14 protein-coding genes are annotated in these 15,962 nt (G+C 73.9%); 9 read left to right on the top strand and 5 right to left on the bottom strand.

Annotated features, from left to right (window positions below; translation table 11 throughout):
• Positions 1–61: 61 nt before the first annotated feature.
• From ACWENR_RS03060 to ACWENR_RS03030, 7 genes are all read left to right on the top strand, one after another.
• Positions 62–1,126, top strand: a complete 1,065-nt coding sequence (locus ACWENR_RS03060) for a BMP family lipoprotein (protein WP_452275396.1) — start codon at positions 62–64, stop codon at positions 1,124–1,126.
• Positions 1,127–1,298: 172 nt separating this feature from the next.
• Positions 1,299–2,942, top strand: coding sequence for an ABC transporter ATP-binding protein (locus ACWENR_RS03055; RefSeq protein ID WP_452275456.1), 1,644 nt, complete (start codon positions 1,299–1,301; stop codon positions 2,940–2,942).
• 22 nt (positions 2,943–2,964) lie between these two features.
• On the top strand, positions 2,965–4,326 hold the full coding sequence (locus ACWENR_RS03050) for an ABC transporter permease (protein WP_452275395.1): 1,362 nt from the start codon (positions 2,965–2,967) through the stop codon (positions 4,324–4,326).
• Between the two features lie 3 nt (positions 4,327–4,329).
• Positions 4,330–5,610, top strand: a complete 1,281-nt coding sequence (locus ACWENR_RS03045; protein WP_452275394.1) for an ABC transporter permease — start codon at positions 4,330–4,332, stop codon at positions 5,608–5,610.
• Positions 5,611–5,622: 12 nt separating this feature from the next.
• The gene (locus ACWENR_RS03040; protein ID WP_452275393.1) at positions 5,623–6,327 is read left to right on the top strand and encodes a cytidine deaminase; all 705 of its coding nucleotides are present in this window, start codon (positions 5,623–5,625) and stop codon (positions 6,325–6,327) included.
• 135 nt (positions 6,328–6,462) lie between these two features.
• Positions 6,463–7,743, top strand: a complete 1,281-nt coding sequence (locus ACWENR_RS03035; protein WP_452275392.1) for a thymidine phosphorylase — start codon at positions 6,463–6,465, stop codon at positions 7,741–7,743.
• Between the two features lie 166 nt (positions 7,744–7,909).
• Positions 7,910–8,590 (top strand): DUF4272 domain-containing protein, encoded by a 681-nt coding sequence (locus ACWENR_RS03030; protein ID WP_452275391.1) that lies wholly within the window; start codon positions 7,910–7,912, stop codon positions 8,588–8,590.
• Between the two features lie 12 nt (positions 8,591–8,602).
• Here ACWENR_RS03030 and ACWENR_RS03025 read toward each other — a convergent pair whose 3' ends face one another.
• The 5 genes from ACWENR_RS03025 to ACWENR_RS03005 form a co-directional block, all read right to left on the bottom strand.
• Positions 8,603–9,472, bottom strand: a complete 870-nt coding sequence (locus ACWENR_RS03025; protein ID WP_452275390.1) for a putative RNA methyltransferase — start codon at positions 9,470–9,472, stop codon at positions 8,603–8,605.
• 1 nt (position 9,473) lies between these two features.
• Positions 9,474–10,118, bottom strand: coding sequence for a response regulator transcription factor (locus ACWENR_RS03020; RefSeq protein ID WP_363908485.1), 645 nt, complete (start codon positions 10,116–10,118; stop codon positions 9,474–9,476).
• Complete coding sequence (locus tag ACWENR_RS03015) at positions 10,106–11,323, bottom strand: sensor histidine kinase (protein WP_452275389.1); 1,218 nt, start codon at positions 11,321–11,323, stop codon at positions 10,106–10,108. Before ACWENR_RS03015 ends, ACWENR_RS03020 begins: the two co-directional genes overlap by 13 nt.
• The gene (locus tag ACWENR_RS03010) at positions 11,320–13,464 is read right to left on the bottom strand and encodes an MMPL family transporter (RefSeq protein WP_452275388.1); all 2,145 of its coding nucleotides are present in this window, start codon (positions 13,462–13,464) and stop codon (positions 11,320–11,322) included. Before ACWENR_RS03010 ends, ACWENR_RS03015 begins: the two co-directional genes overlap by 4 nt.
• A gap of 113 nt (positions 13,465–13,577) precedes the next feature.
• Complete coding sequence (locus ACWENR_RS03005; RefSeq protein ID WP_452275387.1) at positions 13,578–14,051, bottom strand: MarR family winged helix-turn-helix transcriptional regulator; 474 nt, start codon at positions 14,049–14,051, stop codon at positions 13,578–13,580.
• A 60-nt stretch (positions 14,052–14,111) separates the two neighbouring features.
• On the opposite strand from ACWENR_RS03005, the gene yczE reads away from it, so the two are divergent.
• Both yczE and ACWENR_RS02995 read left to right on the top strand, forming a co-directional pair.
• Positions 14,112–14,744 carry a membrane protein YczE gene (gene yczE, locus ACWENR_RS03000; RefSeq protein ID WP_452275386.1) on the top strand — a complete coding sequence of 211 codons (633 nt, stop codon included), beginning with the start codon at positions 14,112–14,114 and terminating at the stop codon, positions 14,742–14,744.
• 105 nt (positions 14,745–14,849) lie between these two features.
• A complete protein-coding gene (locus ACWENR_RS02995) occupies positions 14,850–15,929 on the top strand; it encodes an adenosine deaminase (RefSeq protein ID WP_452275385.1) in 1,080 nt (359 codons plus the stop codon).
• Positions 15,930–15,962 lie beyond the last annotated feature (33 nt).

Below are 15,962 nucleotides of genomic sequence, written 5' to 3'. Positions count from 1 at the left end.
CTGCCACCGTGCAGGACGCGGTGTGCAATGGGAAGGAGACGTCTTGCGCTCGGTGCGTGGGATGCGGATTGCCTCGGTCTTCGCGGTGGGTGGGCTCGTGCTGAGCGCCGCCGCGTGTGGTGAGGCTCCCGAGGACGACAACAACGCCGGCAGCGGCGACAAGAAGTACAGCGCCTGCATGGTGACCGACGTCGGCGGCATCGACGACAAGTCGTTCAACACCTCGGCGTGGCAGGGCCTCGAGGCCGCCAAGAAGGCCAACGACAACATCGACATCAAGTACGTCGCGTCGAAGGCCGAGGCGGACTACGAGGTCAACCTGACCCAGTACGTCAACCAGAAGTGCGACTTCATCCTGGCCGTCGGTGGCCTGATGGGGACGGCCACCTCGAAGATCGCCAAGGCGAACCCGAACCAGCAGTTCGGCATCGTCGACGCGAAGCTGCCGGAGACCAACGTCTACCCGATGCAGTTCGACACCGCCCAGGCCGGCTTCCTCGCCGGTTACCTGGCCGCCGGCATGACGAAGAGCGGCACGGTGGGCACCTACGGCGGCATGAAGATCCCGCCGGTCACCATCTTCATGGACGGCTACGCGGACGGCGTCGCCCACTTCAACAAGACGAAGAACAAGACCGTCAAGGTCGTCGGCTGGGACAAGGGGAGCCAGAACGGCTCCTTCACCAACGACTTCGTCAAGCAGGACGAGGGCAAGAAGGTCAGCGACGCGCTGGTCGCCCAGGGCGCCGACATCATCATGCCGGTCGCCGGCGGCGCCGGCCTCGGCACCACCGGCGCGGCCAAGGCGTCGAACGGCAAGTACAACACCATCTGGGTGGACGTCGACGGCTGCGAGAGCACCCCGGACTGCTCGGCCATCATCACCACGGTCGAGAAGAACATCCCGGACGCCGTCAAGGAGGCCGTCGTCAAGGCCGCCAACGGCGAGAAGCTCTCGCACGACCCGGGCTACCTGGGCAACCTCGCCAACAACGGGGTCGGGCTCGCCCCGTACCACGAGTTCGACGGCAAGGTCCCGGCCGAGCTGAAGGCGGAGATCGACAAGCTGAAGGCGGACATCGCCGCCGGCACCGTCAAGGTCACCTCCGCGGCCCAGCCGAAGTGAGGCACCGCCGGCCCACCCCGGTGAGACGATCACCGGGGCGGGCCGGCGAGCGGTGACAGCACGACCTTCCGGCCGCCCCGGCGTCGCGGGGACATCCCACGGCGCGCCGGGGCGGCCGATCCGCACCACCCGACGACGGCCCCGCGCCGCGAGCGGTCCGCCGGCAGCTACGCTGCACCATCGCTTCGCACTCCAGGAGGTTGCGCTGAGACTCGAACTGCGCGGCATCACCAAGCGGTTCGGTGATCTGGTCGCCAACGATCACATCGACCTGACGGTGGAGCCTGGAGAGATCCACGCCCTGCTCGGCGAGAACGGCGCGGGCAAGTCGACCCTGATGAACGTGCTCTACGGGCTCTACCAGCCCGACGAGGGCGAGATCCTCGTCGACGGCCAGCCGCTGAAGCTGAAGGGCCCGTCGGACGCGATCGCGGCCGGGATCGGCATGGTGCACCAGCACTTCATGCTGGTGCCGGTCTTCACCGTCGCCGAGAACATCATGCTCGGCGCCGAGCAGGTCCGGGGCGGCATCGTCGGCCTGCTGGACCGGCGGCGGGCCCGGCGCGAGGTCGCCGAGGTCTCCGAGCGCTACAACCTGCGCGTCGACCCGGACGCGGTGATCGAGGACCTGCCGGTCGGCATCCAGCAGCGGGTGGAGATCGTCAAGGCGCTCACCCGGGACGTCGACCTGCTCATCCTCGACGAGCCGACGGCGGTGCTCACCCCGCAGGAGACCGAGGAACTGCTCGCCGTCATGCGGTCGCTCAAGGCGGCCGGCAAGTCGATCGTCTTCATCACCCACAAGCTGGGCGAGGTCAAGGCGATCGCCGACCGGATCACCGTGATCCGGCGCGGCCGGACCGTCGGCACCGCCTCCCCCGAGGCTAGCCGCGACGAGCTGGCCGCGCTGATGGTCGGCCGCAGCGTGCGGCTCACCGTGGAGAAGGAGCCGGCCACCCCCGGCAAGCCGATCCTGGAGGTCGCCGGCCTGGTCGTCGACGACGACCGGCACATCCGGGCGGTCGACGGGGTCGACCTGACCGTACGCGCGGGCGAGGTGCTCGGCGTGGCCGGCGTGCAGGGCAACGGCCAGACCGAGCTGATCGAGGCGATCATGGGCCTGCGCCCGGCGCTCGCCGGCACGATCACGCTCGACGGGCAGCCGGTGCACGGCTGGTCGACCAAGAAGGTGCTCCGCGCCGGGGTCGGCTACGTGCCGGAGGACCGCAGCGTCGACGGCCTGGTCAAGGAGTTCTCCGTCGCGGAGAACCTGGTGCTCGACATCTACGACCGGCCGCCCTTCGGCAAGGGCCTGGCGCTCAAGCCGGACGCGATCGCCTCGTCGGCGAAGGAGCGGATCGAGCAGTTCGACGTCCGTACCTCCTCGGCCGACGCGCCGGTCGGCACCCTCTCCGGCGGCAACCAGCAGAAGGTGATCGTGGCCCGGGAGCTGTCCCGGCCGCTGAAGCTCTTCATCGCCGCCCAGCCGACCCGCGGCGTCGACGTCGGGTCGATCGAGTTCATCCACAGCCGGGTCATCCGCGAGCGGGACGTCGGCACCGCCGTCATGGTGGTCTCCAGCGAGCTCGACGAGGTGATCGGCCTGGCCGACCGGATCGCCGTCATGTACCGAGGCCGGATCATCGGCATCGTCGGCCCGGACACCCCGCGCGAGGAGATCGGCCTGCTGATGGCCGGCATCACCCCCGACGCGGCGCCCGCCGCCGCGACCGGTACGACCCCGGCCGCGTCGACGGCCGACGGCGCCTCGGCGGCCCCCACCGCCGAGGGCCCTGGTAACGAGGACGAGGCATGAGCAAGCGAAGCGGAGTGCCGGCATGAGCAACCCGAACCCCGGGTCGGGCTCCCCGGACAACCCGAACCCCCAGGCGGGCTCCCCCGACAAGGAGCCGGCGACCGAGGCGCAGGCCGCGCAGACCGCGCTCGGCAACACCGAGCGCGCCGAGACGGCCACCTCGCCGAAGCGGCCGGCGCCGGAGGCGAAGCCCTCGCTGGGGCGGCTGTTCCTGGACAACCTCTGGGCCGCGAACACCTTCACGGTGACCCTGCTGTCGCTGGTCCTGGCGATGGTCGTCGGCGCGGTGCTGATGATCGTCTCCGACCCCGACGTGCTGGCCACCTACAGCTACATCACCGCCCGGCCGTCCGACGCGCTCACCGCGAGCTGGACGCTGGTCAGCGAGGCGTACGGGAACCTGTTCAAGGGCGCCGTCTTCGACCCCGAGGCGGTCGGCTTCCAGGCCGTGATGAGCCCGATCTCCGAGACGCTCACCTACACGGCGCCGCTGGTCTTCACCGGCCTGTCGGTGGCGCTGGCGTTCCGGGGCGGCCTGTTCAACATCGGCGCCCAGGGCCAGGCCACGATGGGCGTGATCCTGGCCGCGCTGGCCGGCTTCCTGCTGCCCCTGCCGCCCGGCCTGCACCTGCTCGTCGCGGTGCTCGCCGGCGCGCTCGGCGGGGCGATCTGGGGCTTCATCCCGGGCATCCTCAAGGCGCGCGCCGGCGCCCACGAGGTGATCAACACGATCATGCTCAACTACATCGCCACGTACTTCCTGACCTGGATCATCGTGCAGAACGGCATCCAGGACCCGAACCGTACGGACGCGATCAGCAAGTCCGTCGACCCGTCGGCCCAGTTCCCCCGGCTGCTCGGCGACGGGCTGCGGGTGCACGCCGGCATCATCCTGGCCGTGCTGGCCACCTGGGCCGTCTGGTGGCTGCTGAACCGCTCCACGCTCGGCTTCGAGCTGCGCGCCGTCGGCGCCAACCCGGACGCCGCGCGGACCGCCGGCATCAGCGTCACCCGGACGTACGTCCTGATCATGGTCTTCGCCGGGATCCTGGCCGGCCTCGGCGGCTCGAACATGGTGCTCGGCTCCACCGCGAGCGCGCTGACCCCGCTGGTCGTCGCGCAGATCGGCTTCGACGGCATCCTGGTGGCGCTGCTCGGCCGGGTGAAGCCGTGGGGCGTGGCGCTGGCCGCGCTGCTCTTCGGCGCGCTCCAGGCCGGCGGCAACCGGATGCAGTCCTACTCGGGGATCTCGCTGGAGCTGGTGACCGTGCTCCAGGCGTTGATCGTCATCTTCATCGCCGCGCCGGCCCTGGTGAAGGCGATCTTCCAGCTCCGGGCCGCCCGCGCCGCCCGGCTGCAGACGAGCCTGGCGAAGGGCTGGTAACTCGTGTCCACCATGGCTGTCGAAGACGTCGCCGTCGCCCCCGTCGACCAGGGCTTCTGGACCCGTACCCGCAAGGTCGGGGTCGTGCTGCTCGCGCTCGGCCTGCTGGCGACGGTGCTGTTCGGGGCGCTCGCCACCGGCGAGCTGGCCCGCTTCACCCTCAGCGAGGACGCCGCCGGCGCCGCGCTCAAGATCGACGGAACGGTCGGCGCGATCCTCTTCGGTCTCGTCGCGGTCGCCGCCGGCGTCGCGATGCTCGCCGGGCTGCCGAAGCGCTGGTTCACCCTCGTGCTCGGCGTCGGCCTGGTCGGCTTCGTGCTGTCGTTCCTCTGCTGGCAGGTCTCCGCCGCGCCGGCCGGGCAGAACTTCATGCCGCTGGTCAACATCGTCCGGGGCACGTTCATCCTGGCCCTGCCGCTGATCTTCGGCGCGCTGGCCGGTGTGCTCTGCGAGCGTTCCGGCGTGGTCAACGTGGCCATCGAGGGGCAGCTGCTGATGGGCGCCTTCAGCGGCGCGCTCTTCGGCAGCCTCTCCGGCAACGTCTGGGTGGGCCTGGTCGCGGCGGCGATCGGCGGCGCGTTCATCTCGCTGCTGCTGGCCGTCTTCTCGATCCGCTACCTGGTCGACCAGGTCGTCATGGGCATCGTGCTCAACCTGCTGGCGGTCGGCGTCACCGGCTTCCTCTACGAGCGGCTGATGCAGACCGAGGCGCAGAAGTACAACAGCGCCCCCCGGTTCAGCAACTGGGAGATCCCGCTGCTGTCGGACATCCCGCTGCTCGGGCCGGCGCTGTTCCGGGGCAACATCTTCCTCTACCTCGGCCTGCTGCTGGTGCTGGTCATCCACATCGCGCTGTTCCGCACCCGGTGGGGCCTGCGTACCCGCTCGGTCGGCGAGCACCCGACCGCCGCCGACACCCTGGGCGTCAAGGTGCTCGGGCTGCGCTACCGCAACGTGCTGCTCGCCGGCGTGGTGGCCGGCATCGGCGGCGCCTCCTACACGCTGGCGCTCTACTCGTTCACCAAGAACATGATCGGCGGCAAGGGCTTCATCGCCCTCGCCGCGCTGATCTTCGGCCGGTGGAGCCCGACGGGGGCGCTGCTCGCGGCGCTCTTCTTCGGCTTCGCCGACCAGCTCGCCACCTACCTCGGCGCCATCAACAGCGTGATCCCGAGCCAGTTCCTGGCCATGCTGCCCTACCTGGCGACGATCCTGGCGGTGGCCGGGCTGGTCGGCCGGGTCCGGGCGCCGGCCGCCGACGGCAAGCCGTACATCAAGGGCTGACGGGAGCGCGACATGGAGATCGACTGGGAGCGGCTGCGGGCCGCCGCCACCGAGGTGATGCGGCACGCGTACGTGCCGTACTCCAAGTTCCCGGTGGGCGCCGCCGCGCTGGTCGACGACGGCCGGGTGGTGGTCGGCTGCAACGTGGAGAACGCCGCGTACGGCGTGGTGCTCTGCGCCGAGTGCGGCGTGGTCTCCTCGCTGCACGCCACGGGCGGCGGCCGGATCGTGGCCCTGTCCTGCGTCGACGCCACGGGCGAGCCGCTGATGCCGTGCGGCCGGTGCCGCCAGCTGCTGTGGGAGCAGGGCGGCCCGGAGTGCCTGATCGAGGCCAGGGGCGGCCCGCTGCGGATGGCCGAGCTGCTGCCGCACGCCTTCGACGTGACCGACATCGAGGCGGTCACCGGCGAGGCGCCGGTGCCGGTGGTGCCGGAGCGGCTGGCCGCCTGGCGCGGCCGGGGCACGGTCTTCGTGCACCCCGACCTCTCCGCCGGCCAGCAGGTCTGGACGGCCTACTGGGAGCGGTCCGCGGGCGACAGCGAGGGCGCCGAGACCGGCGTGCTGGAGGAGGGCCCGAGCTGGGACGACCCGGCCGAGGCGATCACCTGGGGGCTGGCCCGCACGCCCCGGGTCGTGGTCGTGGACGCCGCGGGCACGATCTTCTGGGCCGGCGAGGGCGAGCCGCCGATGGAGATCCCTGCCCGCTGGGTTGGTTGAGCTTGGGGGCTCGGGCCGACCGTGCCCGGCTCCGGGCGGTCAGGCTTGATCCCTCCGCCGGGCACGGTCGGCCCGAGCCCTCGGTGGTCGCGGTCCGCGTGCCGGTATCTGCATACGACTAGGAAGATCTTTGTGATGAGTGCTTTCGCGGCGGTTGACGTCATCCGGGCCAAGCGGGACGGGGGTGTGCTCTCCGACGCGCAGATCGACTGGGTGGTGGACGCGTACACCCGGGGGCTGGTGGCCGACGAGCAGATGTCGGCGCTGGCCATGGCGATCCTGCTGCGCGGCATGACGCCGACGGAGATCGCCCGCTGGACCGCCGCGATGATCGCCAGCGGGGAGCGGCTCGACCTCTCCGCCGTCGCCCGGCCGACCGTCGACAAGCACTCCACCGGCGGCGTCGGCGACAAGATCACCCTTCCGCTCACCCCGCTGGTGGCGGCGTGCGGCGCGGCCGTGCCGCAGCTCAGCGGGCGCGGCCTCGGGCACACCGGCGGCACGCTGGACAAGCTGGAGTCCGTCCCCGGCTGGCGGGCGGCGCTGAGCAACGACGAGTTCATCGCCCAGCTCCGGGACGTGGGCGCGGTGATCTGCGCGGCCGGCGACGGGCTCGCCCCGGCCGACCGCAAGCTGTACGCGCTGCGCGACGTGACCGGCACCGTCGAGGCCATTCCGCTGATCGCCAGCTCGATCATGAGCAAGAAGATCGCCGAGGGCACCGGCGCGCTGGTGCTCGACGTGAAGGTCGGCTCCGGCGCGTTCATGAAGTCCGTCGAGCAGGCTCGCGAGCTGGCCCGCACGATGGTCGAGCTGGGCGGCGCGCACGGCGTGCGGACCGTCGCGCTGCTCACCGACATGTCCACCCCGCTGGGCCTGGCGATCGGCAACGCGGTCGAGGTCACCGAGTCGGTCGAGGTGCTGGCCGGCGGCGGCCCCGCCGACGTGGTCGAGCTGACCCTGGCGCTGGCCCGCGAGATGCTCGACGCGGCGGGGCTGCCCGACGCCGACCCGGCGGCCGCGCTGCGCGACGGCCGGGCGATGGACTCGTGGCGCGCGATGATCCGCGCCCAGGGCGGTGACCCGGACGCCCCGATGCCCACCGCGAACGAGGTCGAGGTGGTCCGCGCCGATACGGACGGCTTCGTCGCCTCGATCGACGCGTACGACATGGGGGTCGCCGCGTGGCGGCTCGGCGCCGGGCGGGCCCGCAAGGAGGACCCGGTCAGCGTTCCGGCGGGGGTGGTGCTGCACAAGCGCCCGGGTGACCCGGTACGCGCCGGCGACCCCCTGTACGAGCTGCGCGCCGAGCACGCCGCCCGGATCCCCGCCGCGCGGGACGACGCCGCGCGCGCGGTACGGATCTCGGCGTCGGCGCCCGCCGCGACGCCGCTGGTCATCGAGCGGATCGGCTGAGCGCGGCGGTCGTCGGGGCGGCGCGGCGCGGCCCGGTCTCCGGGCGGGTCGGCTGAGCGCGGCGGTGGTCGGGGCGGCGTGGTGCCGCCCGGCCCGGACCGCTATCCTCCCTGGCCAGGGGGGACAACCGGCGCCGAGTCGTCGCGAGCAGACAGGATCTTTCGCCGTGACCGTACCTGCCCCCGATCCACGGGAGGTGCGTGAGGCGAGCCTGGACGAGCTGTCCCGGCTGCGTCTCCCGCTGCCGCCACCCCAGTTCCCGCTCGTGTGGGAGCCCGGCGACCAGATCGAGCTCCGCCCCACGGTGGAGATCGAGGCCCGCATCGCGGTGCTGCACCTGATCCTGGCCCGCTGCTTCGGCATGCCGCCGCAGGCCGCGATGAGCTGGCTGCTCACCTCGCACCTCGTCGACATGGTCACGCCGCCGGAGTTCCAGTTCGTCACCGGCGGCAAGGGCGACCACCGCTCGTTCGTGCTGCACCACGACGCGCTGTTCGCGCTGGCCTGGGTGCTCGGCCTGACCAAGCAGCTCGACCCGACGCTGCCGGTGGACGAGCGGCTGGTGGAGCGGATGCCGCACATCGCGGGCGGGGAGACCTTCGGCCAGTGGCGGGCCCGCATCCTCGCCGCGCCGCAGCATCCCGCCGACGCGGCGGCCCTGCTCGACCTGCACTACTGCCTGGACTGGGCATACCTGGAGACGGAGCGGGCCGGCCGGACCCCGCCCGGCCTGGTGGACGCCAACGCGATCGGCCAGCGCCGGTGGGCGCTGGAGTGGGCGGTGATCCTGCGGGGGCCCTACCACGACGAGCCGCCCGGCTGGGAAGAGGTCGACCTCTCCACCTGAGGCGGCGAGGCCTCAGCGGGGGCGCCAGACGGCCAGCCGCACCGCGACGGTCACCCGGACCGGTTCGGGCAGCGCGGCGATCCGGGCGGCGAGCCCGGCCGGGTCGGTGTGCCAGGCGCTGGGGCCCATCCCGACCAGCGTGGCGACCTCCGGCCCGGTCAGCGCCAGCTCCCGCCGGTGCTCGGCCGCCGCCGCCTCGGTGAAGTGCCCGCCGAGGCTGTCGGCGACCCGGTCGGCCTTGTCCGGGTCGACGCGGAGCAGGCCGAGCGCGCCGACCAGCTCGGCGAGGTGGTCGGCGGCCGGCGTCACCACCAGCAGGGCCCCCTGCGGCGCGAGGACCCGATGGAACTCCGCGCCGTTGCGCGGGGCGAAGACGTTGAGCAGCACGGCGGCGTCGGCGTCGGCCAGCGGCAGCCGCTGCCAGGTGTCGGCCAGCGCCGCCGCCGCGTGGGGGTGCGCCCGCGCGGCCCGGCGCAGCGCCGGCTTCGACACGTCCAGGGCCAGGCCCACGGCGTCGGGCAGCGCCGCCAGCACCGCCGCGAGGTGCCGGCCCGTCCCCGCCCCGGCGTCCACCACCAGGGGGTACGCCTCCGGCCGCGCCGCGCGGACCCGTCGCGCGGCCTCCGTCGCGGCGGCGGCGAGGGCCGACGAGATCAGGTCGTAGTGGCCGGCGGCCAGGAAGTCGGCGCGGGCGGCCACCATCTCGGCGGTGTCCCCGGCGTGCGGGGCGCGGCCGGCGAGCAGGTTGACGTAGCCCTGCCGGGCGACGTCGAAGCTGTGCCGGCGGGGGCAGCGCAGCGCGCGGGCGGTGCCGGCGGCGGCCTCGGCCAGCGGCTCGGCGCAGACCGGGCAGCGGAGCCGGTCGACGATGCGGGCGTCCACGTCAGGCGTCCAGGTAGGTCAGCACGGCGCGGACCCGGCGGTGGTCGTCGTCGCAGTCGCGCAGGTCGAGCTTCGCGAAGATCGAGTTGATGTGCTTGCTGACCGCCTTCTCGGTGACCACCAGGCGCTGCGCGATCGCGCCGTTCGAGCGCCCCTCGGCCATCAGCGCCAGCACCTCGTGCTCGCGCGGGGTCAGCCGGCGCAGCGGCGCGGCCCGGGCCGGCCGGGCGAGGAGCTGCGAGACCACCTCCGGGTCCATCGCCATCCCGCCCCCGGCCACCCCGTGCACGGCGGCGACGAACTGCGCGACGTCGGCCACCCGGTCCTTGAGCAGGTAGCCCACCGCGCCCGCGCCGTCGGAGAGCAGCTCCCGGGCGTAGAGCTGCTCGACGTACTGGGAGAGGACCAGCACGGGCAGGCCGGGGATCCGCTCCCGGGCGGCCAGCGCCGCCCGCAGCCCCTCGTCGGTGTGGGTGGGCGGGAGCCGGACGTCCACCACCGCCACGTCGGGGCGGTGCTCCAGCAGGGCGGCGAGCAGCTCGTCGCCCGTCTCCACGGCGGCCACCACCTCGTCGCCGTACGCGGTGAGCAGGCGGATCAGCCCGTCGCGCAGCAGCGCCAGGTCCTCGGCGATCACGACTCGCACGGCAGCTCCACGTCGACCACCGTAGGCCCACCGGCCGGCGAGCTGATCCGGACCCGGCCGTCGAAGGCGGCGAGCCGCCGCCGGATGCCGGCCAGCCCGGTGCCGCGCTCCGGGTCGGCGCCGCCCCGACCGTCGTCGGTGACGGTCAGCCGGACGGTGTCGTCCAGCCGGCGCAGCCGCACCGCCACCCGGGCCGCCCCGCTGTGCCGGGCGGCGTTGGTGAGCAGCTCGGCGACGGTGAAGTAGAGGGCCGACTCCAGCGGCGGCGCCAGCCGGGCGGGCAGGTCGACGTCCAGGTCGACCGGGAGGGCGGCGCCGAGGGCGAGGGCGGCGACGCCACCGGCGAGCCCCCGGTCGGCCAGCACCGGCGGGTGGATGCCGCGCACCACGTCGCGCAGCTCGGACAGGGCGGTGCCGGCGCTCGTACGGGCCTCGGCGACCAGCCCGCGGGCCGCCTCGGGGTCGCGGGCCAGCAGCTCCTCGGCGAGACCGAGGTTCATCGCCATCGCCACCAGCCGGGCCTGCGCGCCGTCGTGCAGGTCCCGTTCGATCCGGCGCAGCTCGGCCGCCTGCGCGTCGACGGCCTGCGCGCGGGTGTCGGTCAGCTCCTCCACCCGTTCGGCGAGGGCCGCGCGGGCGGTCGGCGCGAGCAGCGCCCGGGCCAGCCGGTCGTCCAGGTGCAGCAGCCCCCGGGGCAGCCAGTACGCCCCGACGCCGACGAGCAGCGCGGGCACCACGGCGAGCGCGGCGTTGCCCAGCGAGTCGACCGGCAGACCGAGGTAGTTGTCGACCGCGCCGGGCACCACCGTGTGGATCAGCGGCAGGGCGAGGCCCTGCGCGGCGCCGAGCCAGAGCCCCACCGCCAGCACCAGGGCGACCGGGGCGAGGCAGAAGTGCGCGAACAGGAACGCCAGGTCCCGGTAGGTGGCGGGATCGCCGGCCGCCGTCCGCAGCCGGGCCGCCAGCGGCCCGGCCACCGGCCGGTACGGGGACCGGACCGGTGGGCCGGGCAGCCGGCGGCGCTGCCGGTCCAGCAGCTCGCGGGTGCCGGCGAGGGTGCGGTCGAGCAGTGGCAGGCCGACGCCGATCAGGCTGAGCCCGGCGGTCAGGAGGGTGGCCAGGAAGCACACGATGCCCAGGCAGGCCAGCCCCGCCGCGACGGCCAGCCGCTCCAGCTCCCGCCACGCCCGCCGCACCCCGCTCACCGGGCCATTGTCCCAGCCGGCGCGACGTCCGCCGAGCGGGTGGGCTCCGGTGCGACGTCCGCCGGCCGGGGCTCGGGGCGGGTCCGCGCCGGCCAGAAGGCCACCCGGCCGGTGAGGGCGGTCGCCGCCGGCACCAGCAGCCAGGACAGGCCGAACGTGGCGATCAGCACGCCGACGGCGACGGCGAACCCGATCTGGGCCATCATCGGCGACGCCACGAGCACCCCGAAGCTGCCCGCCAGGATCACCCCGGCCGCGGCGACCGCCGGGCCGGCCCGGCGTACGGCCTCCTCGGCGGCCTGGCGGGGCGGGCGGCCCGCGCGCAGTTCCTCCCGGAGCCGGGCGATCATCAGGATGTTGTAGTCGGTGCCGATCGCGGTGACGAAGAGGAACACGACCAGCGGCAGCTGGAAGTTGAGGCCGGGCTGGCCGCCGACGACCTGGAACGCCAGCACGCTGGTGCCGAGGGTGGCGGCGAAGCCGAGCGCGACGGCGACGAGCAGGCCCAGCGAGGCGATCAGCCCGCGCAGCATCAGCAGCAGGAGCAGGCCGATCAGCCCGGCGGCCACCGGGAAGACCCGCCGCAGGTCCTCGTCGAGCACGGCGCGGACGTCGACGAAGGTCGAGGTCTCCCCGCCGACGTACGCGCGGGTGCCGGGCGGCGCCGCCGCGTGCGCCGCCGGCCGCAACTGGGACTCCACCGCGTCGATCGCCCGCTGCGAGTACGGCGGCTCGGCCAGCAGCAGCCGCACCCGGGCCACGCCGTCGACGATCTCGACGCCGGCCGGGGCCGCCACGATCGGCACCTCGCCGAGCCGTTCGGCGAACCGTTCGGCGCCGGCCGCGTCGACCCCGGCGCCGGTGAGGTAGACGTCGGTGGGGGAGAGGGTCCCGGCGGGCAGCCCCGAGCGGAGCCAGTCCAGGGCCTCGGCCGACTCGGAGCCGGACGGCAGCGCGTCGAGTTCGTAGCTCGGCCGGTGCTGCAGCGCGCCGAGGCCGAGCAGCGCGAGCGCGGCGACCGTGGCCAGTACGACCCGGGCGGGCCGGCGGGCGACCAGCTGGCCCGCGCGGGCCGCCGGCCCGGTCGACGCGGCGTCGTCGTGGCCCGGCGCGTCGATCTTCGCCGGCCAGTACGCCCGCCGCCCGAGCAGCGAGTAGACCGCGGGGAACAGGGTCAGCGCGGCGGCCACCATGAGCAGGACGGCGACGGCCAGGGCCGGCCCGAGCACCTGGAAGGAGGCGAGCCGGGAGAGCACCAGCGCGCCGAACGCCACGGCCACGACGAGGGCGGACACGGTGACCGCGCCGCCGATCCGGCCGACCGCGTGGACCATGGCGGTGCGTCGGTCCTCGCCGGCCCGGAGCCGTTCCCGGTAGCGGAAGAGCAGGAAGACCGCGTAGTCGGTGCCGATGCCGAGCAGGACGACGGGGAGCAGGCCCGTGGTGGAGGCGTCCAGGGCGTACCCGAAGACCTTCCCGCCGAGGGCGAGCAGGCCGGTGGCGGCCTGCGCGACCAGCAGCACCAGGAACAGGTTGAGCAGCGCGATCGTCGGGCTGCGGAAGACGACCAGCAGCAGGACCAGGATCACCAGCATCATGGCGCCGTTGACGATCATGTCGAGCAGGAAGCTGTCGGCGGCGCCGGCGGCCTCGCCGGTCCAGCCGGCGACCAGGCCGCTGCCGGCCAGCGCGTCGTCGGTGGCGTCCCGCAGCCGCCCGACCGCCTGGATGGTGGCCTCGTCGTGCGCGTCGCCGGTCAGGCGTGCCTCGGCCAGGCGCAGCCGCCCGTCCGGGGCGGTCGCGCCGGGGGTCACGCCGGTGACGCCGGCGACCCGCAGCTCCTGCGGCAGCCCGTCGATCCGGGCGCTGTCGTCGGGGGTCAACGGCGCCCCGTCGGCCCGGCGGACGACCAGCACCGCGCTGGTGCCGGGCTGGTCGGGGAAGATCCGTGCGGCGATGCCGGCGGCCCGCGCGGACTCGTAGCGGGCCGGCAGGAAGTCGGCCTGGCTGTCGGCGGGCCGTGGGCCCTCCGGCCCGTAGACGGCGAAGGTGGCGGCGGTCAGCGCGGCGATGGCGAGCAGCCAGCCGGCGATCACCCGCCCCGGACGGCGGACCACCGCTGTGGCCAATGTCGTGAACACGTGCGAATCTCCCGGCGTCGGCATTTTCCTGTGCCGCTGACGCTAGGCAGCCGGACGGGTCACCTCGATGGCGCGCGCACGCCAACCCGGTGGTGGTGCCTGCACCACCACCGTCAGCCTCGCGCGCCGTCCCGGCCGGTGAGGTGGTCGACCACGCGGTGGCTCAGCGCGTCCAGCGCGGCGACCTCGTCGGGGGTCAGCAGGTCGATCAGGTGGCGGCGGACGGCCGCCACGTGGCCGGGGGCGGCGGCCTCGATCGCCCGTCGGCCCTCGGCGGTGAGCACGACCACCGCGCCCCGGCCGTCGGTGGCGCACTCCTCGCGGGTGACCAGGCCACGCTGCTGCATCCGGGTCAGGTGGTGGGAGAGCCGGCTGCGGGACCAGAGCATCCGGTCGGCCAGCTCGCTGAGCCGCAGCCGCTGGTCGGGTGTCTCGGAGAGGTCGGAGAGGACGTCGTAGTCGGGCTCGGAGAGCCCGGCGTCGTGCATCAGCTCGCGGGCCAGCTCCAGGTCGAGGAGGCGGCGCATCCGCCGGTAGCCCCGCCAGGCGCGCTGCTCCCGCTCGTCGAGCCAGCGTGGTTGCTCCATGCCGGCCATCGTAACCCATCTTGTTGACATGTCATCAACCCGCGCCCTAAGGTGAGTGACATGTCAACCAACCTGTCGGGCCGGGTGGCCCGTCTGCTGAGCGGCCTCGCGCTGTTCGGTGTCAGCGTGGCCCTGATGGTTCGCGCCGACCTGGGCCTCGCGTCCTGGGACGTGCTGCACCAGGGTCTCGCCGAGCGGGCCGGGCTGCCCCTCGGCCAGGTGGTCAACCTGGTCGCCGTGGCCGTGCTGCTGCTCTGGATCCCGCTGCGACAGCGCCCCGGGTTCGGCACCGTCGCGAACGTGGTGGTGGTCGGGTTCGTCGCCGACGCCGCACTCGCCCTCGTGCCGCCGGTCTCCCCGGTCGCCGGCCGGATCGGCCTGCTGGTCGCCGGCATTCTGCTCAACGGGCTCGCCACGGCCCTCTACCTCGGCGCGCGACTCGGGCCGGGGCCGCGCGACGGGCTGATGACCGGACTGGCCGCCCGGGGCGTGCCGATCGGGCCGGCACGCACGGCCATCGAGCTCGGCGTGCTCGCGCTGGGCTGGGCGCTCGGCGGCACCGTCGGTCCCGGCACCCTCCTCTTCGCCGTCGGCATCGGTCCGCTGGTGCAGCACCTCATCCCGAGGTTCACCGTGCCGGCCCGGCACCGGCCCGCCACCCCCACGGGAGCGACACCGCCGTGCCTCGCCTGACCGCCGTCGTCGCCGGCCCCCGCATGGGCCGGGGCTCGTACGGCGGGCCGGCGGTCCCCGCCGGTCCCGTCGGCCGGTCCCGGCGCGGCCGACTAGGGTCTGAGCATGGTCGCGACAATCCGTTACGAGGACATCGTCAAGGTCCCGAAGGCGCTGCTGCACGATCACCTCGACGGCGGCCTGCGGCCGGCGACGATCGTCGAGCTGGCCGCCGAGGTGGGCCACGAGCTGCCCACCGGCGATGCCGAGGCGCTGGGCCGGTGGTTCGTCGAGGCGGCCGACTCGGGCTCCCTGGAGCGCTACCTGGAGACGTTCGCGCACACCGTCGCCGTCATGCAGACCGCGCCGGCGCTGCGTCGGGTGGCCCGGGAGTGCGCCCAGGACCTGGCCGCCGACGGGGTCGTCTACGCCGAGGTGCGGTTCGCCCCCGAGCAGCACCTGGAGCGGGACCTGACCCTGGACGAGGTGGTCGAGGCGGTGCTGGCCGGCTTCGCCGAGGGCAGCGCGCTGGCCGCCGAGGCGGGCGCGCCGATCCGGGTCGGCACCCTGCTGACCGCGATGCGGCACGCCGCCCGGTCGCAGGAGATCGCCGAGCTGGCCGTGCGGCACCGGGACGCCGGGGTGGTCGGCTTCGACATCGCCGGCGCCGAGGCGGGCTTCCCGCCCACCCGGCACCTGGACGCCTTCGAATACCTCCAGCGGGAGAACTTCCACTTCACCATCCACGCCGGCGAGGCGTTCGGCCTGCCGTCGATCTGGCAGGCCATCCAGTGGTGCGGGGCGGACCGGCTCGGCCACGGCGTGCGGATCGTGGACGACATCACGCCCGGCCCGGAGCCGGTGCTCGGCCGGCTGGCCGCGTACGTGCGGGACAAGCGCATCCCGCTGGAGCTCTGCCCGTCGTCGAACGTGCAGACCGGCGCCGCCGCCTCGATCGCCGACCACCCCATCGGGCTGCTGCGTGACCTGCGCTTCCGGGTGACGGTGAACACCGACAACCGGCTGATGAGCGGCACCTCGATGTCGCGGGAGATGGCCCTGCTGGTGGACGCCTTCGGCTACGGCTGGAAGGAGCTCCAGTGGTTCACGATCAACGCCATGAAGAGCGCCTTCATCCCGTTCGACGAGCGGCTGAAGATCATCGACGAGGTGATCAAGCCGGCGTACGCCAAGCTGTTGGGCTGATCACCGGCGGGCCGCCGCGGTCGCGGCGGCGGG

This window comes from Micromonospora sp. NPDC004336 (assembly GCF_053602615.1).
Note: the sequence above shows the minus strand (reverse complement) of the source record. Positions and strands in the feature narration are given on the sequence as shown.

Excerpts from the sequence above, each read along its gene's own strand:
- ACWENR_RS03040 (WP_452275393.1), top strand. The coding sequence starts at position 5,623 with ATGGAGATCGACTGGGAGCGGCTGCGGGCCGCCGCCACCGAGGTGATG.
- ACWENR_RS03060 (WP_452275396.1), top strand. The coding sequence starts at position 62 with ATGCGGATTGCCTCGGTCTTCGCGGTGGGTGGGCTCGTGCTGAGCGCC.
- yczE (WP_452275386.1), top strand. The coding sequence starts at position 14,112 with ATGTCAACCAACCTGTCGGGCCGGGTGGCCCGTCTGCTGAGCGGCCTC.
- ACWENR_RS03035 (WP_452275392.1), top strand. The coding sequence starts at position 6,463 with ATGAGTGCTTTCGCGGCGGTTGACGTCATCCGGGCCAAGCGGGACGGG.
- ACWENR_RS03050 (WP_452275395.1), top strand. The coding sequence starts at position 2,965 with ATGAGCAACCCGAACCCCGGGTCGGGCTCCCCGGACAACCCGAACCCC.
- ACWENR_RS03005 (WP_452275387.1), bottom strand. The coding sequence starts at position 14,051 with ATGGAGCAACCACGCTGGCTCGACGAGCGGGAGCAGCGCGCCTGGCGG.
- ACWENR_RS02995 (WP_452275385.1), top strand. The coding sequence starts at position 14,850 with ATGGTCGCGACAATCCGTTACGAGGACATCGTCAAGGTCCCGAAGGCG.